This window comes from Mesorhizobium sp. M0664, from assembly GCF_040320565.1.
Taxonomy (GTDB): Bacteria; Pseudomonadota; Alphaproteobacteria; order Rhizobiales; family Rhizobiaceae; genus Mesorhizobium.
On the sequence record NZ_JAMYPW010000060.1, the window covers coordinates 1 to 22,813 of the forward strand.

At 63.5% G+C, this 22,813-nt stretch carries 22 protein-coding genes and 1 pseudogene; 13 read left to right on the forward strand and 10 right to left on the reverse strand.

The genetic code is table 11. The features are described 5' to 3' along the window. Nucleotides 1–249 precede the first annotated feature (249 nt). On the reverse strand, nt 250–555 hold the full coding sequence (locus NKI39_RS30960; protein WP_023677305.1) for a hypothetical protein: 306 nt from the start codon (nt 553–555) through the stop codon (nt 250–252). Between the two features lie 236 nt (nt 556–791). Here NKI39_RS30960 and NKI39_RS30965 point away from each other — a divergent pair, with 236 nt between their 5' ends. From NKI39_RS30965 to NKI39_RS31015, 11 genes and pseudogenes are all read left to right on the forward strand, one after another. After that, complete coding sequence (locus tag NKI39_RS30965) at nt 792–2,084, forward strand: Nramp family divalent metal transporter (protein WP_352451453.1); 1,293 nt, start codon at nt 792–794, stop codon at nt 2,082–2,084. 732 nt (nt 2,085–2,816) lie between these two features. Then, entirely contained in the window at nt 2,817–3,374 is a 558-nt protein-coding gene (msuE, locus tag NKI39_RS30970; protein ID WP_352836588.1) for an FMN reductase, read from the forward strand. Between the two features lie 52 nt (nt 3,375–3,426). Further along, nucleotides 3,427–4,791, forward strand: a complete 1,365-nt coding sequence (locus NKI39_RS30975) for an LLM class flavin-dependent oxidoreductase (RefSeq protein WP_352451454.1) — start codon at nt 3,427–3,429, stop codon at nt 4,789–4,791. Between the two features lie 40 nt (nt 4,792–4,831). Next, on the forward strand, nt 4,832–5,680 hold the full coding sequence (locus NKI39_RS30980) for an ABC transporter permease (protein WP_352836592.1): 849 nt from the start codon (nt 4,832–4,834) through the stop codon (nt 5,678–5,680). Between the two features lie 58 nt (nt 5,681–5,738). After that, nucleotides 5,739–6,737, forward strand: a complete 999-nt coding sequence (locus NKI39_RS30985; protein ID WP_352836596.1) for an ABC transporter substrate-binding protein — start codon at nt 5,739–5,741, stop codon at nt 6,735–6,737. A 37-nt stretch (nt 6,738–6,774) separates the two neighbouring features. Then, nucleotides 6,775–7,536 (forward strand): ABC transporter ATP-binding protein, encoded by a 762-nt coding sequence (locus NKI39_RS30990; protein ID WP_352836599.1) that lies wholly within the window; start codon nt 6,775–6,777, stop codon nt 7,534–7,536. Between the two features lie 167 nt (nt 7,537–7,703). Further along, nucleotides 7,704–8,336, forward strand: coding sequence for a BA14K family protein (locus tag NKI39_RS30995; protein WP_352836602.1), 633 nt, complete (start codon nt 7,704–7,706; stop codon nt 8,334–8,336). 128 nt (nt 8,337–8,464) lie between these two features. Beyond that, nucleotides 8,465–8,793: pseudogene (locus NKI39_RS31000) on the forward strand (DUF2934 domain-containing protein). Nucleotides 8,794–8,796: 3 nt separating this feature from the next. Next, entirely contained in the window at nt 8,797–8,946 is a 150-nt protein-coding gene (locus tag NKI39_RS31005) for a hypothetical protein (protein WP_023677295.1), read from the forward strand. A 152-nt stretch (nt 8,947–9,098) separates the two neighbouring features. Beyond that, on the forward strand, nt 9,099–9,359 hold the full coding sequence (locus tag NKI39_RS31010; RefSeq protein ID WP_352836605.1) for a hypothetical protein: 261 nt from the start codon (nt 9,099–9,101) through the stop codon (nt 9,357–9,359). Between the two features lie 3 nt (nt 9,360–9,362). Then, complete coding sequence (locus NKI39_RS31015; RefSeq protein ID WP_023677293.1) at nt 9,363–9,623, forward strand: hypothetical protein; 261 nt, start codon at nt 9,363–9,365, stop codon at nt 9,621–9,623. Here the strand turns inward: NKI39_RS31015 and NKI39_RS31020 are convergent. From NKI39_RS31020 to NKI39_RS31050, 7 genes are all read right to left on the reverse strand, one after another. Continuing rightward, nucleotides 9,620–10,324, reverse strand: a complete 705-nt coding sequence (locus NKI39_RS31020; RefSeq protein ID WP_352836608.1) for an SOS response-associated peptidase — start codon at nt 10,322–10,324, stop codon at nt 9,620–9,622. The two genes, NKI39_RS31015 and NKI39_RS31020, sit on opposite strands and share 4 nt — an antisense overlap. A 111-nt stretch (nt 10,325–10,435) precedes the next feature. Continuing rightward, entirely contained in the window at nt 10,436–10,654 is a 219-nt protein-coding gene (locus NKI39_RS31025; protein ID WP_352836611.1) for a hypothetical protein, read from the reverse strand. A 1,079-nt stretch (nt 10,655–11,733) separates the two neighbouring features. After that, nucleotides 11,734–13,521: an ABC transporter ATP-binding protein gene (locus NKI39_RS31030; RefSeq protein WP_502898640.1), complete on the reverse strand. Its 1,788-nt coding sequence runs from the start codon at nt 13,519–13,521 to the stop codon at nt 11,734–11,736. A gap of 9 nt (nt 13,522–13,530) precedes the next feature. Next, entirely contained in the window at nt 13,531–14,559 is a 1,029-nt protein-coding gene (locus NKI39_RS31035; protein WP_502896437.1) for a glycosyltransferase family 2 protein, read from the reverse strand. A gap of 6 nt (nt 14,560–14,565) precedes the next feature. After that, entirely contained in the window at nt 14,566–15,672 is a 1,107-nt protein-coding gene (locus NKI39_RS31040; protein WP_352473738.1) for a glycosyltransferase family 2 protein, read from the reverse strand. A 2-nt stretch (nt 15,673–15,674) separates the two neighbouring features. Beyond that, entirely contained in the window at nt 15,675–16,871 is a 1,197-nt protein-coding gene (locus NKI39_RS31045) for an acyltransferase family protein (RefSeq protein WP_352473739.1), read from the reverse strand. 433 nt (nt 16,872–17,304) lie between these two features. Then, complete coding sequence (locus tag NKI39_RS31050) at nt 17,305–18,711, reverse strand: MFS transporter (protein WP_352473740.1); 1,407 nt, start codon at nt 18,709–18,711, stop codon at nt 17,305–17,307. 203 nt (nt 18,712–18,914) lie between these two features. Here NKI39_RS31050 and NKI39_RS31055 point away from each other — a divergent pair, with 203 nt between their 5' ends. Beyond that, nucleotides 18,915–19,817, forward strand: coding sequence for a sigma-70 family RNA polymerase sigma factor (locus NKI39_RS31055; RefSeq protein ID WP_352836615.1), 903 nt, complete (start codon nt 18,915–18,917; stop codon nt 19,815–19,817). A 97-nt stretch (nt 19,818–19,914) separates the two neighbouring features. Here NKI39_RS31055 and NKI39_RS31060 read toward each other — a convergent pair whose 3' ends face one another. Continuing rightward, nucleotides 19,915–21,117, reverse strand: coding sequence for an MFS transporter (locus tag NKI39_RS31060; protein WP_352836618.1), 1,203 nt, complete (start codon nt 21,115–21,117; stop codon nt 19,915–19,917). A 215-nt stretch (nt 21,118–21,332) separates the two neighbouring features. On the opposite strand from NKI39_RS31060, the gene NKI39_RS31065 reads away from it, so the two are divergent. After that, entirely contained in the window at nt 21,333–21,761 is a 429-nt protein-coding gene (locus NKI39_RS31065; RefSeq protein ID WP_352541214.1) for a VOC family protein, read from the forward strand. Between the two features lie 81 nt (nt 21,762–21,842). Here the strand turns inward: NKI39_RS31065 and NKI39_RS31070 are convergent, their stop codons facing one another. Continuing rightward, complete coding sequence (locus NKI39_RS31070; RefSeq protein WP_352836622.1) at nt 21,843–22,736, reverse strand: LysR family transcriptional regulator; 894 nt, start codon at nt 22,734–22,736, stop codon at nt 21,843–21,845. Between the last annotated feature and the right edge of the window lie 77 nt (nt 22,737–22,813).

Consider the following 22,813-nt stretch of genomic DNA (forward strand, 5'->3'; position numbering starts at 1 on the left):
GTTCCCATCAGCCATCGCATCAAGAAATGCGCCTGGAACGACGACTATCTCATCAATGCCATCACTCATATGCGATAGCCCTGCCTTCAAGGGGGAGATCGGCAGCTTCAATAGCCGCGCCCTTCTTGCAGCGTCGGAGATTAGCGAAGGCCGCGATGAGGGCCAATCTCCCTCCTTGAGGGGGAGATGGCCGGCAGGCCAGAGGGGGGCGCTGTCCCGCCAGCGATCAAAACTACCCTTCCCGCTCGCTCATATCCCGGAGCCATCCACCAGCGGCACATCTTCGCCCTCCCAGGGGCTAGGCATCGATCCCTTGCTGAGATTGGCCGACGGCAGCGGCATCCAGCACTTCAGTTCGGGTTCGGCATATTCGACGATGCGTCCTGGAGACGAGTCGGAGGCGCGCCAGCCTTCGCTGCCGAACTGATCGGCGCGGGCCCAGTAAGCCATGTCGACCTCGGCCGGACCCTGTTCGGACGGCCGAACCGTGACAAGGATTCTGCTGCCGTCCCTTGGCGCGCTCGACATGTGGCGCCACTGACCGGGCTCGTCCATTGCATTTCCTCCTGCGATCTTCGCCTCGAACGGATAGTCGCTTCGCGTTCGGAAGCGGTCAACCCGAACTTTTTTGCCTGAGACAAAACCCCTGTCCCGTCGTCGCGGAACAAGTCATGGCACGCCGGGTTTGGGCAAGTTGTTGAAGGAAGCAAAATGAGACCAGCGCCGCGACCGATCCTTACCATTATTGCATGGCAGGCCGCGTCTTTCGTTCGCAACCCGGTCCCGTCGCAATGAGGCAGGCCGGTTCCGATCATTCCATCCCACCGAAGGAGGGCAAAGGCGGCATAGGACGAGCGCTCGGCCTCGGACTGATAACAGGGGCGGCCGACGACGATTGTTCCGCAATAGGCACCTATGCCAGTGCCGGCGCCCGTTTCGGACCCGACCTGCTCTGGACGGCTCCGGTGACGTTGCCGATGATGTACGCGGTCGTCTACCTGTCGTCGAAGCTCGGCCAGGTGTCGGGGCGCGGATTGTTCCACGTCATCAAGGACTTCTACCCGCGGTGGCTGCTCTGGTCGGTGCTGTTGGGTGTGCTCGTCGGCAACACCATCGAGGCAGCGGCCGATCTTGGTGGAATGGCGGCGGCGATCAACATATTCGTGCCGCTTCCCATTCCGCTGATCGTGCTGTTCGTCGCCGCCCTCATCTTCGCCCTCCAGGTCTTCGGCTCCTATACTTTGATCCGCAACATCTTTCGCTGGCTGGCGTTGGCGCTGCTCGCCTATGTCGGTGCCGCCATTCTGGCCAAACCGGACGCCGCGGCGGTGCTGCGCGGAACGCTGCTTCCAAGGATCGAATTCAACCGCGAGTTCCTGTCGATCCTGGTCGCCATCATCGGCACCACGCTGTCCGCCTATCTCTACACGTGGCAGTCCAATGAGGAGGTCGAGGAGGAGATTGCCCAGGGGCGAACGACGCTCAGGCAAAGGAAGGGCGCCACCGCCGGCGAACTCCGCCGCTCGCGCCGGGACATCCTCATAGGCATGACGTTTTCAAATCTCATCATGTATTTCATCATCCTGTCGACGGGTGCTACGCTCTACAAGGCGGGCCACCACGATATCGACACGGCAGCGCAAGCGGCGGAGGCGCTGCGCCCGCTAGCCGGCCAAGCCGCAAGCGTCCTGTTCGCCGCAGGCGTGATCGGCGTCGGTTTCCTCGCGGTTCCTGTCATGACCGCCGGCGCTGCCTATGACGTGGCGCAAGCCATCGGCTGGAAAAACAGCCTGCACGCCCGGGCTCGAGAGGCACCCAAATTTTATCTCGCCATCGGATTTTTTACGGCGATCGCCGCCGGCCTCAACTTCCTTGGCTTCAATCCGATGAAGGCGCTGGTCTGGTCCGGCATCGTTCAGGGCTTCTCGACGCCGCCCTTGTTGCTGCTCATCATGCTGATGACGAACAGCCGCAGGATCATGGGGGAGCAGGTGAACAGCCGCAGCACCAACATACTCGGTTGGGCAACGACCGCCGCCATCTTCTCGGCGACGATCGGCCTGGTGGCCACCTGGTTCATGTAAATCCGGCAGGACAAGGGACGCCGCTAGTTGGATTACCCGTTCCCGCTTGCGGATTGCCCCAGCTTTGCCGGCCTTGGAAACTCCACAACATCTCCCACCGGCCGCTTGTATTGCGCTGCGACAATTGCATCGATCAGGAGATCCAGAGCCGCACGAGCCGTGCGGCTCGTCTCGTCCTCGCCGCTCAAATAGTGGCAGGCTCGTTCAAGGTGCAGGTGTGCGGCGGCAAAGTCGCTTGTCATAGGCATCTCCCTGTTGCCCGCCCGCCGGCAAGATGACCGCCTCGATTTAGCCAAAAGCAAATATCCACAGCCGGATTTGAATCAAATTGACCTGACTCACTGCATGCCGCGGAGCCGCTCCAGCGCCGTGGCCTGTGCCTCGCTTGCATCCTCCCCGAGGACCGCTAGGCCGTCGAGGATTGTGGTATCGGGACATAGTTCCTCGACGTCGCGCCGAGAGCGTCCGAGGGCGACTTGCCTTATATGTCCGGCCGGCTTCATGCGCTCTGTCCGACGCGCTGCGCCATCGCGGCTGAAGGCGCTGTGGCGGGTTTTCAGCGCGCTGCGGCGCATTGAATGAACCAATTGCAGGCGATGTGCCGCAAACTCCGTTCGCCCAATGCGCTACTTTTGAAATTTTCTCACTCTCTTAATTCTACAAACTCTCTAGATTTAACATAGATCGCTAGACCCAAGATCCTAAAATAGAGCGCTTGAGAGGGAGCCAGGAATGTCGAAAAAGCTCGTGGTGGGGCTGTCGGGCAACTTGACCCGGCCATCGAAGACCAAGGCGTTCGTCAGCCACATTGTCGAGCAGGCCGCCGAAAGCATCGGCGCGGCCTCGGCCGTCTTCGACATCGAGGATCTCGGCGCGTCCCTGCCGCAGGCAAGGCGCCTCGGCGACCTCGACCCCGCGGCGCGCAACATCGTCGAACGGCTGCTGGGCGCCGACATCCTGGTGGCCGGCTCGCCGACTTTCAAAGGCAGCTATACCGGGCTTTTTAAGCACTTCTTCGACCTGCTCGATCCGTCATCGCTGAGGGGCAAGCCCGTCATCCTCGCCGCGACCGGCGGCGGCGAGCGCCATTCGCTGATCGTCGAGCACCAGCTGCGGCCGCTGTTCGGCTTCTTCGAGGCGCTGACCGTACCGACCGCGATCTACGCCTCCGACAAGGACTTTGCCAATGGTGTTCTGGTGTCCGAAGCCATCCACGCCCGCGCCCGGCAGGCGGTCGCCGAGGCATGCCGGGTAACCGGGGTGCCCTACGGCGTCGGCCTTGCCGCCTGAACGCACCACTGACCCGAGATCCCCTTTCCGATCCGTCCAGGAGCACGCCGCGATGACCAGATCCACCAAATCCAGGCAAATCAAACTGGGCGCTTTCCTGCCCGGCGGCGGACAACATATCGCCGCCTGGCGCCACCCCGAGGCGCCGGCCGACGGCGCCACCAATTTCGAGTTCCACAAGCAGCTCGCCCTGATCGCCGAGCGCGGCCTGTTCGATGCCTATTTCCTCGCCGACAATCTGACGGTCGGGCTCGGCGCCCGCGAAGGCGGCAACGCCAAGATCGCTGGCTTCGAGCCAGTGACGCTGTTTGCTGCGCTGGCGCCGCTCACTACGCATCTCGGCTTCATCGCTACCGCCTCGACCACCTACGAGGAGCCCTACACGCTCGCCCGCAAATTCGCCTCGCTCGATCATCTGTCGAATGGCCGCGCCGGCTGGAACGTCGTCACCTCGGCCGGCGACGAAACAGCGCGCAACTTCAATCGCGAGACGCAGCCTGCCCACGCCGAGCGCTATGCCCGCGCGCATGAGCATGTCGAGACGGTCAAGGCGCTGTGGGACAGCTGGGAGGACGATGCCTTCATCCGCGACAAGAAATCGGGGCGCTTCTACGACAAGGACAAGCTCCACGACATCGACCACAAGGGCGCGCATTTCAGCGTGAAAGGGCCGCTCAACGTGCCGCGCCCGGTGCAGGGGCACCCGGTCGTGGTGCAGGCGGGGCAATCGGAAGACGGTCGCAAGCTCGCCGCCCACTCGGCGGAAGTCATCTTCACCGCCCATCAGAACCTGGCGTCGGGGCAGGAATTCTATCGCGATATCAAGGCGCGCGTGACGGCCGTCGGCCGCGATCCCGAGCAGGTGCTGATCATGCCGGGCGTGGCACCCTTCGTCGGCCGCACCGAAGAAGAAGCGCGCGCCAAGTACCAGCAACTGAACGATCTCATCCTGCCCGAAGACGGCGTCGCCCTGCTCAACGGGCTGGCCGGCCAGACGCTCGACATCACCGGCTATCCGCTCGATGGACCGCTGCCGCCGAGCAAGGAGACCGAAGGCATGAAGAGCCGCCAGGCGCTGATCCGCCAGATTGCCGACGAGCACAACTTCACCATCCGACAGCTCTACCAATGGGTGGCAACGGCCCGCGGCCATTATACCGTCATCGGCAGCGCCACGCAGGTCGCCGATCAGCTGGAGGAATGGTTCGGCAACGAAGCCGCCGACGGCTTCAACATCCTGCCGCCCTGGCTGCCCGGCGGGCTCGACGACTTCGTCGAGCTGGTGATTCCCGAGCTGCAGCGCCGCGGCCTGTTCCGCACCGCCTATGAAGGCAGGACGTTGCGCGAGAACCTCGGCCTCAGGCGGCCGGAAAACCCCTGGACCGCCGCCCGCTCGGCGGTGCTGGCCGCCGAATAATCCCGAGAAGCCCGATATTTTCCAAGCAGGAGGCAACACGATGACCTTGCAGCACATCGAACAGGCCGCCAGCCTCGGCACGCCTGACAGCACGACAAGCCTCGGCACGGACTTCCTGCGCCTCGGTGGCCGGGCGGGCATCCGCTTCCTGTCGCGCTACGGCGTCCTCATCGCTTTCCTCGCAATCTGGCAAGTGTCGAGCAGCGCGGGCTGGGTCAACGCGGCCGTGCTGCCGCCGATCGACATGATTGTCGCGGCACTTTGGAAGGGGCTGGTCGGCGGCACTCTGCTCAGCGACATCGCCATCAGCCTGCAGCGCGCCGGTCTCGCTTTCGCGGCCGCCGTGCTGGTCGCCATCCCGCTTGGCCTGTTCATGGGTCAGGTGCGCACGGTCGAGACCGCGCTCGATCCCATCCTGCAGGTCTTCCGCCAGACCTCGGCGCTGGCGCTCTATCCCGTCTTTATCCTGCTGCTTGGGCTCGGCGAAGCGTCCAAGGTATTCGTCATCTTCTGGGCGACGCTGTTCCCGCTGCTGCTCAACACCATCGGCGGCGTCAAGCAAGTCGATCCGAAACTGCTGGAGATGGCCCGCGTCTATGGTGCCAGGCAGCTCACCGTCTTCCGTCGCGTCGTGCTGCCCGGCGCCGTGCCGTCGATCTTCGTTGGGCTTAGGCTCAGCGCCACCACGGCGCTGCTGCTGTTGATCGCTTCCGAAATGATCGGCGCCAACAAGGGCATCGGCTTCCAGGTGATGAACGCGCAATACAATTTCCAGATCCCGCTGATGTTTGCGGCAATCGTCATCCTCGCCGGCCTCGGCCTGATCGCCAACCAGGCGCTGGTCAGCCTGCAGCGCCGGCTCTGCCGCTGGAGCAATGCCGTCGACTGACCACCCGCGCTTACCAATCTCAACCAGGCCAGAACTCAAATCAGGAAAGACCCGGACCATGAAAATCTCCCGCCGTTCCCTGCTTGCCGGCGCGCCCTTCGCCGCCGGCCTTCTCACCGCCGGCCTGCCGCGCTTCGCCTTTGCCGAAGCGGCACCCGTCAAGTTCCGCTCCCTCGCCAGCCGTGGCAGCATCTCTCCGCATGAGTTGGCCGCCGAGCTCGGCTATTTCAAAGGCCTCGGTATCGAGGTCGAGAATGTCGGCTATTCCGGCGGCGGCCCGGAATCATTGTTTGCGCTCGCCTCCGGCAGCGTCGATATCGGCTCGGCTGCAACCGCCGCCGTGATCAACTCGATCTCCGGCGGCAACGACTTCGTCGCCGTCTATCCGAGCAACGGCATCAACAGCAAGGTGCGCAGCGTCTTCTACGTGCTCGACGACAGCCCGATCAAATCGATCGCTGACATTGCCGGCAAGACCATCGCCGTCAACACGCTCGGCGCCCATCTCGACTATACCGTGCGCGAGGCGCTGCACAGCGTCGGCCTGTCGCCGGATGCCGCCAATCTCGTCGTCGTGCCCGGACCGCAGCTCGAGCAGACCTTGCGCTCCCGCCAGGTCGACATCGCGGCGCTGGGCTACTGGCAGGCGACGTTTGCCGGGGCGCTGGTCGACAATGGCGGTGTGCGTGGCGTGTTCAACGACACCGACGTGCTGGGCGAGCTGGCCGGCGGCTTCGTCGTGCTCAGGCGCGACTTCATCGCCGCGCATCCCGACGCCGCCCGCAACTTCGTCGAACAATCGGCGCGCGCCTCCGACTGGTCGCTGCAGAACCCCGACGAAGCGCGCAAGGTGCTGGCAAACATCCTCGACAAGCGCGGCGAAAACGGCGAGCTGGCGCGTTATTGGACCGGCTTCGGCCTGCGCCAGGGCGCCAAGGCGACGGACCGCGACATCGACTTCTGGGTCAGCGTGCTCGAGCGCGACGGCCGCCTGCCAAAGGGCAAGCTGAAGGCAACAGACATCCTCTACCGGCCGGGCGAAACCAAGACCAACTGACAAAAGCAACCGACCAACCAGTTGGGAGACGAGCGCGATGAGCAGCACAAGCGGCGGTCAGGTCAGCATACGCGACCTGTCCAAATCGTTCAGCATCAGTGGGCGCTCGCTCGCCGTGTTGAGGACCCTCAACCTCGACATCCGCTCGGGTGAATGCCTTGTTATCGTCGGCGCCAGCGGATCGGGCAAGACCACGCTGCTGCGCATCCTAGCCGGGCTGGAGGCCGCCGACAGCGGCGGCGTCGCCATCGACGGCAAGCCGGTGCACGGCGTCGGCGCCGAGCGTGCGGTGATTTTCCAGGAACCGCGCCTGCTGCCCTGGCTGACGGTGCTCGGCAATGTCGCCTTCGGTCTCGAAGTGCGCGGCGTGCCCAAGGCGGAGGCCGAGGAAAGGGCGCGCTTCTATATCGCGCTCGTCGGCCTCGCCGAATTCAGCGATGCGTTTCCGCGGCAGCTGTCGGGCGGCATGGCGCAGCGCGTCGGCATCGCCCGCGCGCTGACCGTGCAGCCCGAAATCCTGCTGCTCGACGAGCCGCTGGGCGCGCTCGACGCGATGACCAAGATCGGCATGCAGGAGGAACTGGCGCGCATCTGGAGCGAGGAGAACGTCACCATGGTGATGGTGACGCACGACCTCGAGGAAGCGATCTACCTCGCCGACCGGGTGCTGATCCTGCCCAAGGAGGAAGGCGGCGCGGCGCGGCTGATCGACATCGACCTGCCCCGCCCGCGCGAGCGCAGCGAAAGCCGCTTCGTACGCTACCGCGAGGAACTGCTGCGCGAATTCGGCCTGCACTGAAAGCCGCCTAAGGGGCCTTGGGTCCTCGCCCCGCAAAGCGGGAGAGGTGTCTCGGCGTAGTCGAGACGGAGAGAGGGGTCCTCCTTTAGTGCCCTGCCCCCACCCTCTTCCTGGAACCGGATTCCCCACCCCCGCATTTCCTTAACCGGGAGGCGAAGGAGCGCGGCATGAAAGCCTTGTTCGCAATCTTTGGCGGCTTCGTGCTGACGCTTGCCGTATTCGCCAGCGGCCTCGCCTTCGCCACCTGGCTTCTGATAGCCAAGCCGGTACGGCCGGCCGCCCCGGTCTCCAGCGTCGCCGAACTGTGGACCAGGGACCCGCGACCGGTGAACCCGGCCGCGCAGCGCCTCGAGCGCCTTCCGGCCCGCCCGGTCCCCGTTCGCACCTCGGAAGTTGATCGCAGCTCGAAACCCGCCGATGCCGCAGCGTCGACAACCGACATCACCGCGACCGGCTCTATCCAGCCGCCAGCGGAAAAGCAGCAGACGCTACCCGCCGCCCACGTGGAATGGTGCGCAAGCCGCTACCGCTCCTACAGGCCGGACGACAACCACTACACATCCTACAGCGGACAACAGCGCCCCTGCATCTCGCCCTATCTCGGCGCCGCCGATGACGGCAGCTATTTCGAGGCGAGCGATACGTCGTCGGTGGCGGGCTACGCGCCATCGGATGAACCCGGCGCCGCCGAGCTCTCATTCGACCACGTGCAATACTGCTTCAGCCGCTACCGGTCATATCGACCGGAGGACAACAGCTATCAGCCGTATTCGGGCGGGCCGCGCCGGCAGTGCGAGTAGGCAGGCCGTGGGGTGGCTGGCGGCCGCAGTGCATGGCGCCTTGTGCGACCCCACCCAACGATCACGCAGATTTCTTGGATCGTTCGGGTTGGCGCGGCGTTCATCCGATACCCAAAGGAGAAATCAACATGGGCGACGACCGGGAAGACAAGATTCGTGAGCGCGCATACCAGATCTGGGAACGCGAAGGCGGGATCATGGCGATCCCGAGCGGCACTGGCACCGGGCCGAGGCCGAGATCGACAGGGAGGCAGCCCTGCCGCTGACGGCAGGCGATGCCCTGCCGGAAACCCGCGAGGTCGCGAGCTCCGACGTCTTGACGGTGGAGGCCCTGGCGGTGCGCACCGGCATATCGGGCGAACAGGCGCAGGAGCTGATCGACAGGCTGGGCAACGACAGGGCGGCTATCGAACAAGCCGCGCGCAACCTCAAGGGGAAGCAGCGCCTCGGGGAGTGACAGATGATCAGAAAACTCAAAGACGGAAAATACCGCCTCTATTCGCGCAAGAAGGACGAAAAGACCGGCAAGCGCCGCAATCTCGGCACCTTCGATACCCGCGAGGCCGCCGAAAAGCACGAACGTGAGGTGCAGTATTTCAAGAGGCATTGAGGCGGCGTGCTGTCGCTTCGATGCCTCCATTAGTTTCTGTTGAGACAGAACAAAACGGGAACAAAAATGTCAAGAGCGAATTGACTCTGCGAGGAATGCCTTCCTATTTGTCAGTAAGCGGGGCGGTTGCTCACAAATCGAGGAGAGCCGCGATGGGCAGACGAAAAAGCCGGTTTGACAGGCTGTCGGCGAGGGATGCGGAGGCGATCATCAGGGACGCTTTGAGCCTGCGCAAGACGGTGCTGTCGTCGCAGCTGCATCTGCAGGCGCATGGCGAGCTGTTCTGGCAGCTTTGCGGGCTTGTCGAGAAATTGCACGAGGTGCTGGCCAGCGTCGCGGAGAAGGAGCCCGATTATCGGATGGCGGAGCTTGGCCTGCTTCCGCTGCCCGAGGATTACTCGACCCGGAAATGAGCCATGGCCGGGCCGATGGACAGCGTTGGGCGTGCCGCCAAGGCCAACATGCTGCTTATCGTGGAGTGCGGCCATTGCTACCATGTCGGACGCTTCAGGGCGAATGACGTGGCCCAGGTGGTGGGCTGGAACAAGCCGCTGGAAGCGATCAGGTTCAGGTGCAAACGATGCAGCCGCAAGGACACGACGGTGAAGACGCAGTTCATCGACCAGGACCATCCACCCAAGGGCTACATCTGGGTGCTGCAGAAATTCAAGCGCTAAAACAACGAGCCTTGCGCCGGCGCCTGCTGCGGAAACTTGATCTGTGTCGCCGGTTTTTCGACGATCACCAGCGCGTCATCGGGCGCCGTGCGCTGCAGGTGCCTTGCCTCCGACCATGGCGCGGTGAGCCAGGCCTCGGTTTCTTCCGGCGTGGTCAGGATCACCGGCATCGCCTTCTCGTGGATCGGCGAGATCAGCGCGTTGGGCTGGGTCGTCATGAAGCCATAGACCTGGTGATCGGCGGGGCCGTCCTTGACCTTGCGAAGGCCATGCCAGCGCGTCCACAGGCCGGCAAAGAAGAATAGCGGGCGGTCCTCGCCGAGTGCAAACCAGTAGTTGCGCTGAATGCCGGTCTCGGGGTCCTTGTCGCCGGGCGTCGGGCTGGGCTCGGCGAAGCTGGTGACGGGCACCACGCAGCGGTTCTCGATGCCGAGATATTGCTGCCAGTGGCCGTATTGCGGATTGCGGATATTGGTGGTGCCATAGTCGGCCTTGCCCTTGACCCGCTCCAGTGGCGTCGGCATGCCCCACAGCAGATTGGCCAATTCGCGTTCGCCGTCCGGCGTGTTGCGCACCACAGGGCCGGGCTGGTTGGGATAGATGTCGATGGAGGGTTCGAGATTGCCGAGGATGTCGCGCAAGGCGCGGGTCCACTGGCGGATGGCCTCCTGGCTGGTCGTGATGTTGTAGAGATTGCACATTTCAGGCCGTTCCCGGATGCTCAGGCATCTTGTTGGAAACGGCCTGGAATTTCCAGCGCTGTGCGTCGGGTTGCTGACACGGCAGGCCGTGTCAGCAATGGTTTGTGAGACTTACCGCGCCGATTGTCTCATAGCTTGTGCGGCGACTGCGGCGAGAAAAGCCCTCGCCGCGGCATCGCAGGCCGCTCGAGACGGGCCTTTGGCGAAAAGAAGAAGCTCGGCGGCTCGAATGTTGAGCCCGTGCTTCCTTGCGAATGTGGCTAGATCGTAAGGCTTGTTGTCGTAAGGTTCGTCGGCGTAGTCGATCGTCAGATCGTAGTTTTCTTTCATTTTCTTCCTCCCTTTAGCGATCTCCCCCTCCTGTCGCTAACGCAAAATTAACGTCGATGGCGGCGGGCGAGTCCACCAATCAGAGATTGTGTAAAAAACGTACGAGCTCGCATGCTCGCCCTCGCAACGGGCCTGCGAGCAATCGCTGCGGACCGGACCGGTCGAAAGAGCCGATTATGATGGCAATGTTGGAAAGGCTGCCACGGCCTGGTGCTACGGGGTGTCCGAGACGCCTAGCGTGCCTAAATGGCCGGCATTTTCATCTTCCAGGCCCCGGTCCGCAGCCGGCCCCGTTGGGTCCGGCTAAAGGATAAATCCGGCTAATAACACCGTGAGGAGCAGCGACAGCGGAACGGCCGCAAGACACCAGATCTCCAACGTGTTGTTTTGCAGCGGGTCCATCGTCAGCCTCACTTTTTGGTTTGTCATTGTGACACTAACGGTTGGTCGGAGGTAGCGGTTCCAAGCGACGCCGTTCATAGAGCGCTGCCTGTGCTGCATATTAGCAACAGCTTGACGACCGCTGCGTACCGCTTGGACAACTTCACTGGCGCTGGTGGATGCGTATTCCGCAGGACTGCAAGCGCCCTCGGCATCAGTCGTGCGGGGACAGATCGCCGCCCATGATCAGCGCCGAGCCGGTCATGCTCCGGGACCCGATGGCTGCATCTATCTCCGGCCGAAGTTTCGCTACCACCGAGCCGATCCGATGTTCACTCCAGCCAGCGATGCGCGTTTACAGGGACCTAAGTCTGACCTGCCTGCGCAATGGTCTTGTGTACGGCCGGCGTCGGGAACAACTGCGCCCGTCTTCAGTTGAAGGCGTCACCTCCTCGAGGAGACATCGGCGCAGAATCAGTCCCTTCATGCGCTGATTAGGGTCCGCCTGCCATTGCTGGATTTGGCAGGCGGACCCTTGGTTCTGTACGCTCCAGATGAAAAGCGGGTAAGCTCGGGATCACTCATCATCCCAGAAACCCCGTAGAGACGTATGGCGGAGGTCTTCCTCGCCCCTGAGATGCTTGACCCGGCTTGACATCCGAGACGACCTCCCAGCGCGCGCACGCAGCGGGTCGCCCTCAGCCTTCCAGCGCCTCGTGCTGGTAAAGCTCGTCCATGCTGAGCGTCGCAAGCGCGGCGAACGGCGCCTGCTTTTTCACACGGCCGTGGCTCAGGATCACGACGTCGTCGCAGAACGAGATGGTGCTGCGATGATGGCTGATGACGATGGTAGTGCGGCGGCCGGCCCGCGACTTGAGCGTCTCGACGATTGCCGCTTCCGACAGGCCGTCCACCGCATTGGTGGCTTCGTCCAGGATCAGGATATCGGGATCGCGCACCAGCGCTCTGGCCAGCGCGATCCGCTGTCGCTGTCCCGCCGAGAGATTGACGCCGCGGTAGCCGACGACCGTCCAGTAACCCTGCGGCAGTTGCTCGATGAAGCCATGCGCTTCGGCCAGTTTTGCCGCGCGCTCGGCGTCATCGGCCGAGGCCGCGTCCTGGCCGTAGATGATGTTGTCGAAAATCGTGCCGTCGACCAGCTCCAGCTCCTGGCTGGCAAGCGCGATGTGCTTTCGCCACTGGCCGGGGTCTATGCGGTCCAGCGGCGATCCATCGACGAGGATCCTGCCGCTATCCGGTTCGACGAAGCGGCACAAAAGGTTGACGATCGTCGTCTTGCCGGCGCCCGACCGGCCGATCAGCGCGGTCGAGCGGCCGCTACGGATATCGAAACTCGCCGCATGCAGCACCACCGCGCGCTGCTCCGAGCCGGAATAGGTAAAGGTGACGTCCTCGAACTTGATGCCTTGGCTGAGCCCGGGGAACGCTGCGCTGCCTTGCGGCGGCGCTGGCTTGTCGGATGGGTCCAGCATCCACGTCACCTCTTCCAGCGATCCGCTGAGGCCCTGCAGCTGGCTCCAGGCCATTTGCAACGATCGCATGTAGGGCTGCAGCCTGTAGAGCAGGATGACGAAGGCGACGATCAGCGGGAAGGAAACATTGGCGAACCAGGCGCCGATCACCACCGCCAGGAACAGCATGGCGTGCAGAACCTCGGTCAGCGGCGGCAAAGCTCCCTGGCGGGTTAAAAGCACGAACGCCGCCCGGCGCACCGCATCCGATGCCTGGTCGAATGCCGCCTTCTCGCGTTGCTCCTGGCCAAAAATGCGGATCAGCCGCCCGGCATGCACCAGATGCAGCATCTGCGATGCGAGCTGGCTGTTGCGGGAGGCGACGCTGCGGCTCGGCGCCTTCAGATTGGCCGACAGCACGGCGTGCGCGACCTGGACCAGCGCCAGGCCCAGCGTCACCAGCAGCGTCATCTGCCACGACAGGAGCAGCAGGAAGGCCAATAGGATGATTGCGGCCGATGCATTGACGATTGCCCCCAACGTGATCTGGATGGCATCCGAGGCCCGCCAGGATTCGTTGGAGATGATGTTGAGCAGCCGTCCCGGGCTTTGCTGCAGGAAGAATGGGTAGCCCACCCGCAGCAGCCGCTCCGACAGCGCGCTGCGGATCGAATGGCTTGCCTTGCCATAGATAAAGGTGGTCAGCAGCGTGTTGGCGAAAGCGAACAGGTTCTTCAGCACGATCGAGCCGAGGATGGCGACCGATATGACGATCAGCCGGTCGCGCTCGCTCAAGCTCGATCCGACATGCTGGAAGACGGCGGAAAAGCCAGCCATGCCGGTCTGCCCCTGTTGCCCCATGATTATGTTCAGCAACGGGATGATCAGGCCGATGCCGAAGCCTTCAAGCGCGGCGCTGAGCAGCCCGAGCACCACCACGGCCGGAAGCAGACGCAACTGTTTTTGCCCGAGCGCGCGGCGCAGCATCGGTAGGCTGGGCGGCATCAGTCGCATGATGGCGGATCACCTTGCCTCGGCATTTGCCTGTTGCTCCTGTCGCATTTCCGTCGTTTCGGGGGATTTCGCCAGCAAAAGCACCGCGAACTTGGCCGCGCCCAGCAAGTTCATGCCGATGATCGGCCAGTGCGACAGCTGGAGTTCACGGTCGAACAGCGGGCCTTTCCCCAATTCGCGCAAGGCCGCCCTCATCGACCAGTAGAAATGCCGAAGCAGCCACGGCGCGTTGCGGATATGCTTCAGGCAAAGCCCGCCATTGCCCATGCTGTAGTCGCGATGCAGCTTTTCGATGGCCTTGCGGTCGCGCCGGCCGTGATGGTGATAGATGGTCATGTCGGGCACGTATTCGACCGGAATCCCAAGCAGCACCGCCCGCACCAGATAGTCCGTATCCTCCGCCGATCGCAGCGGGCCGCCGGCGCCGAACCGTTCGTCGAACCGCCCGATACGGGCGGCGACATCGCGATGCATCGTCATGTTGCAGCCAAGCACGAAGCCGCCGGGATGGACATCCGGCGTAAGCCGCGCGCGCACCGGCGACCGCTTGATGGTGAACGGCAGGTCGCGGGGGTCGCCGATCTCGACGCGGCCGCCGCGGATGACCCGTTCGCCGGCCGCATAGTGCCGCTGCAGATCGCGCAAATAATCCTTGTGGACAGCGCAATCATCGTCGACGAAGACCAGCACGCGGCCCCGCGCCCGCTCCAGCCCGGCGTTGCGCGCGGCCGCTAATCCGGGTCGCGGCTCGCAAATGGCGGTGAACGGGATGTCCGACAGTTCGGCGATGCTGGCCAGCCGTTTGGCCGTGCTGTCGGTCGAGCCGTTGTCGACAACCACCAGCTCGGCGGCAAAGTCGGCATGGGCACGACACGCGGCCTGGATCGAGCTGATGCAGGGCTCGAGTACGGCGACACGGTCGCGTGTGCAGACAATGAAGCTGACCGCCGGCGCCGGTCCTTGCTGCGGCCGCGGCGACATGGCCGCCGGCACCGTCGAGCGGCCGCGCTGCTGGAGCTGGTGCGATTTGACGAACATGCGTTGCTAGCTCAACTGGTTCGAAGGCAAAACCGCCGCGGCCGGCACGGACTGCAGATACCGCGACAGGGCATCCACCTGCCTGGTGACCGACATCGAGGCGAGACTGAAGCGCGGCGCGAAGGCACCGGTCCGAAACACGTACTGCTCGCGCCGCCGGATGAGGTTCCATTTCGCCGTCCGCGTCAGGAATTCGTGCATCAGCAGCGGCTGCCTTTCCCCCGATATCAGCTGGTAGTGGAAATAGAACAGGTTCAGCGTGCCGGCCTGGTAACTCGGCCTCGTCTCGGCTGGCAGTGCCGAAATCCTTTCTTCCAGCGCAAGGATCCATTCGGCGGCACGGCGAACCGTGTCCATCGACAGGACCTCACCGATGTCGCGCAGGCCTTGCGTCTCTTGTGCGAGCCCTTCGCGCTCGAGGTTCTCGGCGACGATCTTCAAATGGGTCCTGCGCATTTCGCGCTTGTGCCTGTTGGTCACGCTGTCGTCATGGATACGATAGGCGATCAGGCTTTCGGGGATCATGGCCGCCGGGTAGCGGTCGGTCAGCCGCCTGAACAGGTCGAAATCCTCGGCATGCTTGTAGCTTTCGTCATAAAATAGAACGCTCTCTTCGATGACCTTCCTGTTGTAGACGACCGTGGAATGCATGAAGATCGTGAAGAACATCGACAGTATTCGCAGGATATTGTCCTGGAATATCGGATCGGGCGAACCCCGGACGATGCGGTTGCCGAGCAAGGTATCGAAACCCGCGCCGCATAGAGCCAGGTCAGGCTGCTGGTTGAACAGCGCGACCTGCCGCGACAGGCGCTGGGGATAGGCGATGTCGTCGGCGTCCATCCTGGCGACCAGATCGCCGCGCGCCACGGCCAGGCCTTCGTTCAAAGTTGCGATCAGGCCACGGTTTTCGCGTGAGATGATCGAGATGCGATTGTCGGCCTGGCGGTATTTCTGCAGGATCTGCAGCGAGTTGTCGGTCGAGCCGTCATCGATGGCGATGACCTCCAGACGCTCGTAATCCTGGCGCAGGACGCTGCCCAGCGCAGCGGCGAGATAAGGTCCCGCATTGTAGATCGGCAGCAGAACGGAAACCAAGGGAGCAGCAGCCATGATCAGCTCCGATCGGTTCGGTGCAGCTTGCGCGGCAAGGGTGACGTGCCACCATCAAGCGGCCTGCCCGGATATGCTCCGGCCGCGAGCCATCCGGCATTGCCCACGTCCATGCCTGCCGAGATGGCGCCTCGGCCTTTTCCAGCAACATAGGGGAAGTGGCGCTTGAGGCTGTTGAGCGGCTTTTCGAAAAGCAGCCACGAAACCGAAGCCAGCATGAGCGTCGCAGTTCCCGCGACCAGGAACCGCCCCGGCCCTTGCTCCGAGACGTTGAGCGGGATCCAGGGCTGCGACTTGACAACCAGAGCCAGCACTATGGGATGGTAGAGATAGACGCCGTAGCTTATGCGGCCAAGGCCAAGCAGCGGCGGCAGTTCGAGAAGTTTTCCGACGCGACCGCCAATGCCCGTTGAACAGCTTGCAACGATGACCACCAGAGGCGCGACAGGCAGGATCTGCAACAGCAGCCAGAGACCCCATTCCTGCACCGGATTTGCCGGCGCCGGCGCAAACCACTGCAGAACGAAAAACGCCGCGGCGAGCCCCGGCCAGCCAGCTCGAAGCCATTGCGGCAAGCCGGCTGTTCTTGACCGGTAGGCGGCGAGCAGCGCGCCTGACGCCAATGCATCCATCGACGCCGGCGGCAGCAGGTCGCGCGCCAAACCGGGCGTTCCCGCGATCGGCCAATAAAACCGGTAGGCCAGCGACAGCATGATCACGCCGATGCAGATCGCTTCGAGGCGCTGGCGCGGTGCCAGCAGGACGATCAGTGGCCAGGCGATATAGAACTGCTCCTCGATGCTCAGGCTCCAGAAATGGCAGAGCAGCCAGGGCGTCCATTCATTCTGCGCCGCGTACCAGAAATTCGACAGATAGAGGGCATGCCAGGCCAGCGATCCTCTGGACTGCTCCAGGTCCACCAGCCAGACGAAACCCAGCACGGCGAAATAGGGCGGGAATATTCGCAGCGCCCGCCTGATATAGAAGGATTTCAGCGCCGGTCCGGTTTCGAATTCGGCGGCCGCTCTGGCTTCCAGCAGCAGTCGCGTGATCAGAAAGCCGCTCAGCACGAAGAACAGGCGCACGCCGATATGGCCCCAGAACGAGGACCCTCCGGCCGCGAAGAAATGGGAGTACAGCACCATCGTCACGGCGATGGCCCTCAGCGCGTCCAATTGGGTGTCGCGCGCATTTCCCATTAGCGGCATACGCCGGAGGGACGGCGAAACTGCCAATCGGTCAATATAGCGGCGTCGTTCACGGCGCATTCCAATCGGAAGCGCCCCCCTTGCGCAGAATAGGACCACCATTGTGCAACGCAACACAAAAAGTTGACACATTTGAAACAGGAACGTGAGGCGCGACTAATAAAAGCCAAAAAACAGCAGGAAACAGCCTGAATTGTCCATTCTTGACGATTTTTTCGCACTGCCTTGGCCCGCCGATATCGGCGAGAGGGTGCTGCGATGCAGCATGTTCGCCGCCATCACGGGCGCAAGATCTGGGTCTGGACACAGATGCCCCGCCACAGGACCGGCCGGCAACCGACGCTCGGCGACCTTTTTGCTGCGCTGGCGCGGCTGCTGTTAGCGCGACAACAGTGGGAGCAAGCGCAAGCTTCCCGCCTTCGAGTTACGCCTCCTTGCTGGCATTCGCGAGCGCCACTGCGCGACGCTCCGGGAGCCCCAATCCGACGAGCGCGCCGGCGAGCGAGAGCAGAGCGGAGACGTCGATTGCCGAGGTGAAGCCATCGCTGAACGCGTCGGTGGACGAGAAGCTTCCAGTGCCGGCGAACACCGCACCGGCGATCGCGATCCCGGATACGCCGCCGAGAAAGCGGAATGTGTTGAACGTGCCGGCAGCCTTGCCGACCTCCGGCCGGGCGACCGCATTGAGAACCGCGTTCTGCGCGGCAGGCATGGCCATCGACACGCCGGCACCGGTAATGATCAGCGGGGCGACTAGCTGAACGTAGGGCAGATCAGGTGCGGCGATCTGCGCCAGCCAGGCCATGCCAGCCGCTTGCAGGATCAGTCCGGCCACCACAAGCCAGCGCTCGCCGACTCGGTTGATCAGGCTGCCGGCGATCGGTGCGACCACGAAAAGCGTGGCGGTCCAAGGCAGCAATCCCATGCCGGCGCCGAACGGCCCACGGCTCTGGGCAAACTGCAGAAACTGCGGCAACAGGAATACGAGGCCGTACATGGCGGCGCAAAGCAGGAAGTTCGCCCCTACGCCCGAGGAGAATGCGCGCGCCTGAAAGAACCGCAAAGGCAGCATGGGCTCACGGGCACGCAGCTGCCAAAGGACGAACGCGATGGCGAGAAGCAGCCCGGCCGTCAGCGCCGTCAGCACTTCAGAGCTGCTCCAGCCCACGATGTTGCCGCGCATCAGGCCCCAGACCACTCCGAATGCCGCCGCAGTTACCAGCACGACGCCGAGGACATCGATAACCGTGCCCGGCCCGTGACTCTCCGGAATCCGACGCAGCACCAGCGGGATGAGAACGATGCCGACCGGGACATTGAGCCAGAAGATCCAGTGCCAGGAGAGGCCTTCGGAAATCGCACCGCCCGCTATCGGGCCGATGATCAGGGCCAGGCCGGTGATGCTGCTGAAGATACCCAGCGCCTTGCCTCGTTCCTCCGGAGGAAAAGCGACGCTCAGCAGCGCCATGGCCAGCGGCATGACCATCGCGGCACCTGCGCCCTGGACCGCACGGGCCGCAATCAGCAATCCGGCATTGCCAGCGAGCGCGCACGCAACCGACGCTGCGACGAACAACGCCAATCCGGCAACGAGCGTACGGCGGCGGCCGAACCGGTCACCGAGCGCAGCCCCGGTCATGAGCAGGACGGCAAAACTCAAATTATAGGCGTTCATCGTCCATTGCAGCGTCTCCAGCGAGGCGTCGAGCTCGACGCGCATCGTGCTCAATGCCGTCGCCACGACCATCGCATCGAGAACGACCATCAAGGAGCCTATCGACGTGAGGGCGAGAACCCAGACCTTCGTTGATCCCGCACTTTGCTTGCTCATGATTATGGCGCCTCCGGCTTGAACAAAGGGCCCGCCAGGTTGACGGGCCCGTGATCCAGAGACGCGTAGGAACCATCAAAGGATTCCAGCCAAACAAAGTTTTTTCGACCGAATCCTTTTGCCATCGTCGAGCGTCTATAAGACGCTGCGCCTGATGACCCGCGCCTTGCCTGGGAGATACGCATGAAATTGATCCTTGTGCGATGACCGGATCCGCAACCGGCACGCTAGAAGGACGGGAGCCATTTGACCGGCTGCTCGGCGAATTGCGGCCGAAACTGCACCGCTATTGTGCCCGCATGACCGGTTCGGTGATCGATGCCGAGGATGTCGTCCAGGAAGCTACGGTCAAGGCGCTCGAGGCGTTCCCCGGGACCGGGCCGATAGCCAATGTCGAGGGCTGGCTGTTTCGCATCGCGCACAATGCCGCGCTCGACCACCTACGCCGTCGTGCCAGGTTGGATGCCGCGCATGTCGTTGAGGATATCGATATGATCCCTGACCCCGGTATGTCGGCCGAGGGTCGACACACTGCAGCCGCAAGCCTGCAGACCTTCATGCGCCTGCCCGCGGCGCAGCGTAGCAGCGTCATCCTCATGGATGTGCTCGGCTATACGATCGAAGAGATCGGCAACATTATCGACAGCAGCGTTCCGGCGGTGAAAGCCGCACTGCATCGCGGCCGTCTGCACCTGCGCCAGGTCGCCGGCGAGCCTGACGATCGGCCTGTGCCGGTGTTGGCCGAGCCCGAGCAGGCGCGTCTGGCAGCCTATGTAGAGCGGTTCAACGCCCGCGACTTCGATGCGATCCGCGACATGCTGGCCGAGGACGTCCGGCTTGACCTCGTCAACCGGCTCCGGGCGAGTGGCCGCACGAAAGTGGGCCGGTACTTCCACAATTACGCGGGTATCCACGATTGGCGGCTGCTTCCAGGCCTGGTGGATCGGCAGCCAGCCATTCTGGTGATCGATCCGGACGACTCGGCCGGAGGGCTAAAATACTTTATCCTGCTGGAATGGGCCGGCGACAGATTGGCGAGAATTCGCGATTTCCGCTATGCGCGCTACACGCTTGACGGCGCCGAGGTGGTGCCTCTGCTTGCATAGCAATTCGCGTTTCATAATGCCGAACAAACACTGCCAGCTATTTTTGGATCGCGGCCGCTTGCCATCCAAGCGGCCGCCCTTTTCCACCGATCCTGCTTTAAGCCGGTTGCAACTCCCTGCGCGGCAGCGGCGGGAAGGCGATCGCAATCGCCATCGCGCCAAGCCCGACAAGGGCCGAGCCGATGAACAGCCAGGAATAGCTGGCATAGGCATCGAACACCATGCCGCCGGCGAGCGGGCCGAAAGCCATGCCGAGGCTGGACAGCATGGTTACTGCACCGAACACCGTACCGAGGATGCGCTGGCCGAAATATTCGCGCGCCAGCACCGCATAGAGCGGCATGACGCCGCCATAGGTGGCGCCGAAGATGACGGCGAGCGTGTAGAATTGACCAAGCTCGCTGACCGCCAGATAGGCTGCGATGACCACGGCCTGTATGGCCAGCCCGGTGATCAGCACCGGCTTGACGCCCAACCGATCGGCAAGCACGCCGTAAAGCAGCCGGCCACCCAGCCCTGCCAGGCCCTCGATGCTGTAGATGCTGACCGCCGCCATCGGCGCTATGCCGCACAGCATGGCATAGCTCACCATGTGGAAGATCGGCCCGGAATGCGCCGCGCAGCAGGCAAAGAAGGTCAGTCCCAACACGATGAATTGCGGCGAGCGCAGCGCCTGCGGAACCGTCATGCCGGCACCCTCGGCGGCAACGCTTGGGGCAGCGCCGTCGGCAGCGGGCTTGGGCGGCTGGCGCACCAGAAGCGCGGCCGGCAGTAGCAGCACCCACGCGGTTATGCCGATGTCGAACATTGCGGTGCGCCAGTCGTAGGCCGAAATCAGCCAGCGGGCGAAGGGCGAGATGGTCATTGGCGCCACGCCCATGCCGGCCGAGACCAGCGAGACGGCGAGGCTGCGGTTCGTGTCGAACCAGGCGGAGGTCAGCGCAATCATCGGCGCGAAGAAGGCGCTTGCCGCGAGGCCGACGAGCACGCCGTAGGCCAACTGGAAAACGAGCAGCGAACCGGTGCGGCTGGCCAGGACCAGCGCCAGGCCGAGCAGCACGGCGCCGGTCATGACGACGATGCGGGCGCCAAAGCGGTCGTAAATGGCGCCCCAGGCGAAGCCGCCGAGGCCCATTACCAGGAAGTTCAGCGTCATCGCACTCGATATGCCGGCGCGCGACCATTGTGTGTCGAGCGCCATCGGTTCGAGAAAGATCGCCAGCGAGAACATCGCCCCGAGGGCGACACAGGTCATCAGCGCGCCAGCCGTGACGACAACCCAACGATAGGGAAGGCTCATTTCACTTTTCTCCCATGCCGGAAGCGTTGATACGGCACGACCTTTTCGAGCTCCGCCGAGCCGCTTGCGTCCGAAGGACGTTGGACATGTCTTGAATCCGACAATCCGGTTGCATTTTTATCCAGTCGGCGCGACGGCGCCATTCCACGGCTTTCTGGATTGACCGCGCACCATTCGAAGCTAGATTTCCAACCGGCGATCAGGAGCTGTCAAGCATGGCAAATCAGGAACTTCATCGCGGCCGTCTCATCGACCACCTCCAGCTGGTGGTCAGGGATCTTGCGGCCAGCCGTCGTTTCTACGAGGCGGTTCTCAACGTGCTCGGCATACCGATCGGTGGCGCCGGCAATAATTATTTCTGGGCCGACGAGCTGTTCATTTCCAGCCCCGACAGCCCGGCGGCCCTGGGAAAGCTGACCGGCCGCCACCACCTGGCCTTCCAGGCAAATGACCGCGCCATGGTCGACGCATTCTACAGGGCCGGCCTCGACGGCGGCGGCACCGACAATGGCGCGCCCGGCGAACGATCCTACCATCCCGGCTATTACGCCGCCTTCCTGCTCGACCCCGACGGCAACAACATCGAGGCCGTCCACCACGGCGCGGCCAACCGCAGCGCCGATTCAGTGAAGATCACGTTCTAGCTTCGGGTAAGGGTGGTTCGCGCCGGCCGGCACGGTTGGTCTCTGCCAAAAGCTGGGTGCTTGCGTCAGACCGCGTCTGCCCTATCGCGTCAGTGCCGCCATTTGGCCCACCAGGAAGTCGACGAACAGCCGCGCCCGGACCGGCAGCTGCCGCCCGTAGGCATGGACGATGTGCACCGGCATGGTTGGCATCGCCACGTCGGGCAGGATGCGGACCAGGCGACCCGTGTCGAGATCGTTCTGCACGGCAAACCGCATCAGATGCGCGATGCCGGTGCCGGCAAGTGCGGCATTGCGGATGGCGCCGCCGTCATCGGTATCGAGCCGCCCATCCGGCACGATCATCGTACCGTCGGCAAATGTGACCGGATAAGGCCGGCCAGCCATCTGGTGGCGGACGAATTCATGGTCCCGTAAATCCTCGACCGATGCCGGACGGCCGCGCCGCTCGACATAGGCCGGTGAGGCCACCAGCATGATCGGCAGATTGGCGATCTTGCGCGCGACGAGCCCGGTGTCTGAGAGCGGCCCCATGCGCACCGCAACGTCATAGCCTTCGCGGATCAGATCGGCGTGACGGTCGGTGACGCTGAGCTCCAGTTTGACTGCGCCGTGCTGCGCAAGGAACGCTTGCGCCCATGCCGCGATCAGGCCACGCCCAAGCTCGACCGGCGCTGTAACGCGCAGCAGGCCGCGCGCCGTATCGGCCATCTGAACGATGTCTTCGGCATCGTCCAGCGCCCTGAGCAGCGGCGCCACGCGCTCGTAATAGGCGATGCCTTCGCTGGTCAGCCCGAGCCGGCGCGTCGAGCGCTGGATCAGCCTGACGCCGAGCCGACGCTCGAGCCGCGCCACGCTTTTCGACACTGCCGACGGGCTGGAGCCGACCAGCCGGCTGGCGGCATCGAACGAGCCGGCATCGACCGTGCGGACGAAGGCGACGAGACCGGCGGTCTTTTCGAGGATGGTGGTCATTCCGGAATTCCAGGCACGAAAGATCGGATTGCGGGCACCATAATACGCGTTTCGATCATGATTAAATACGCTCATCG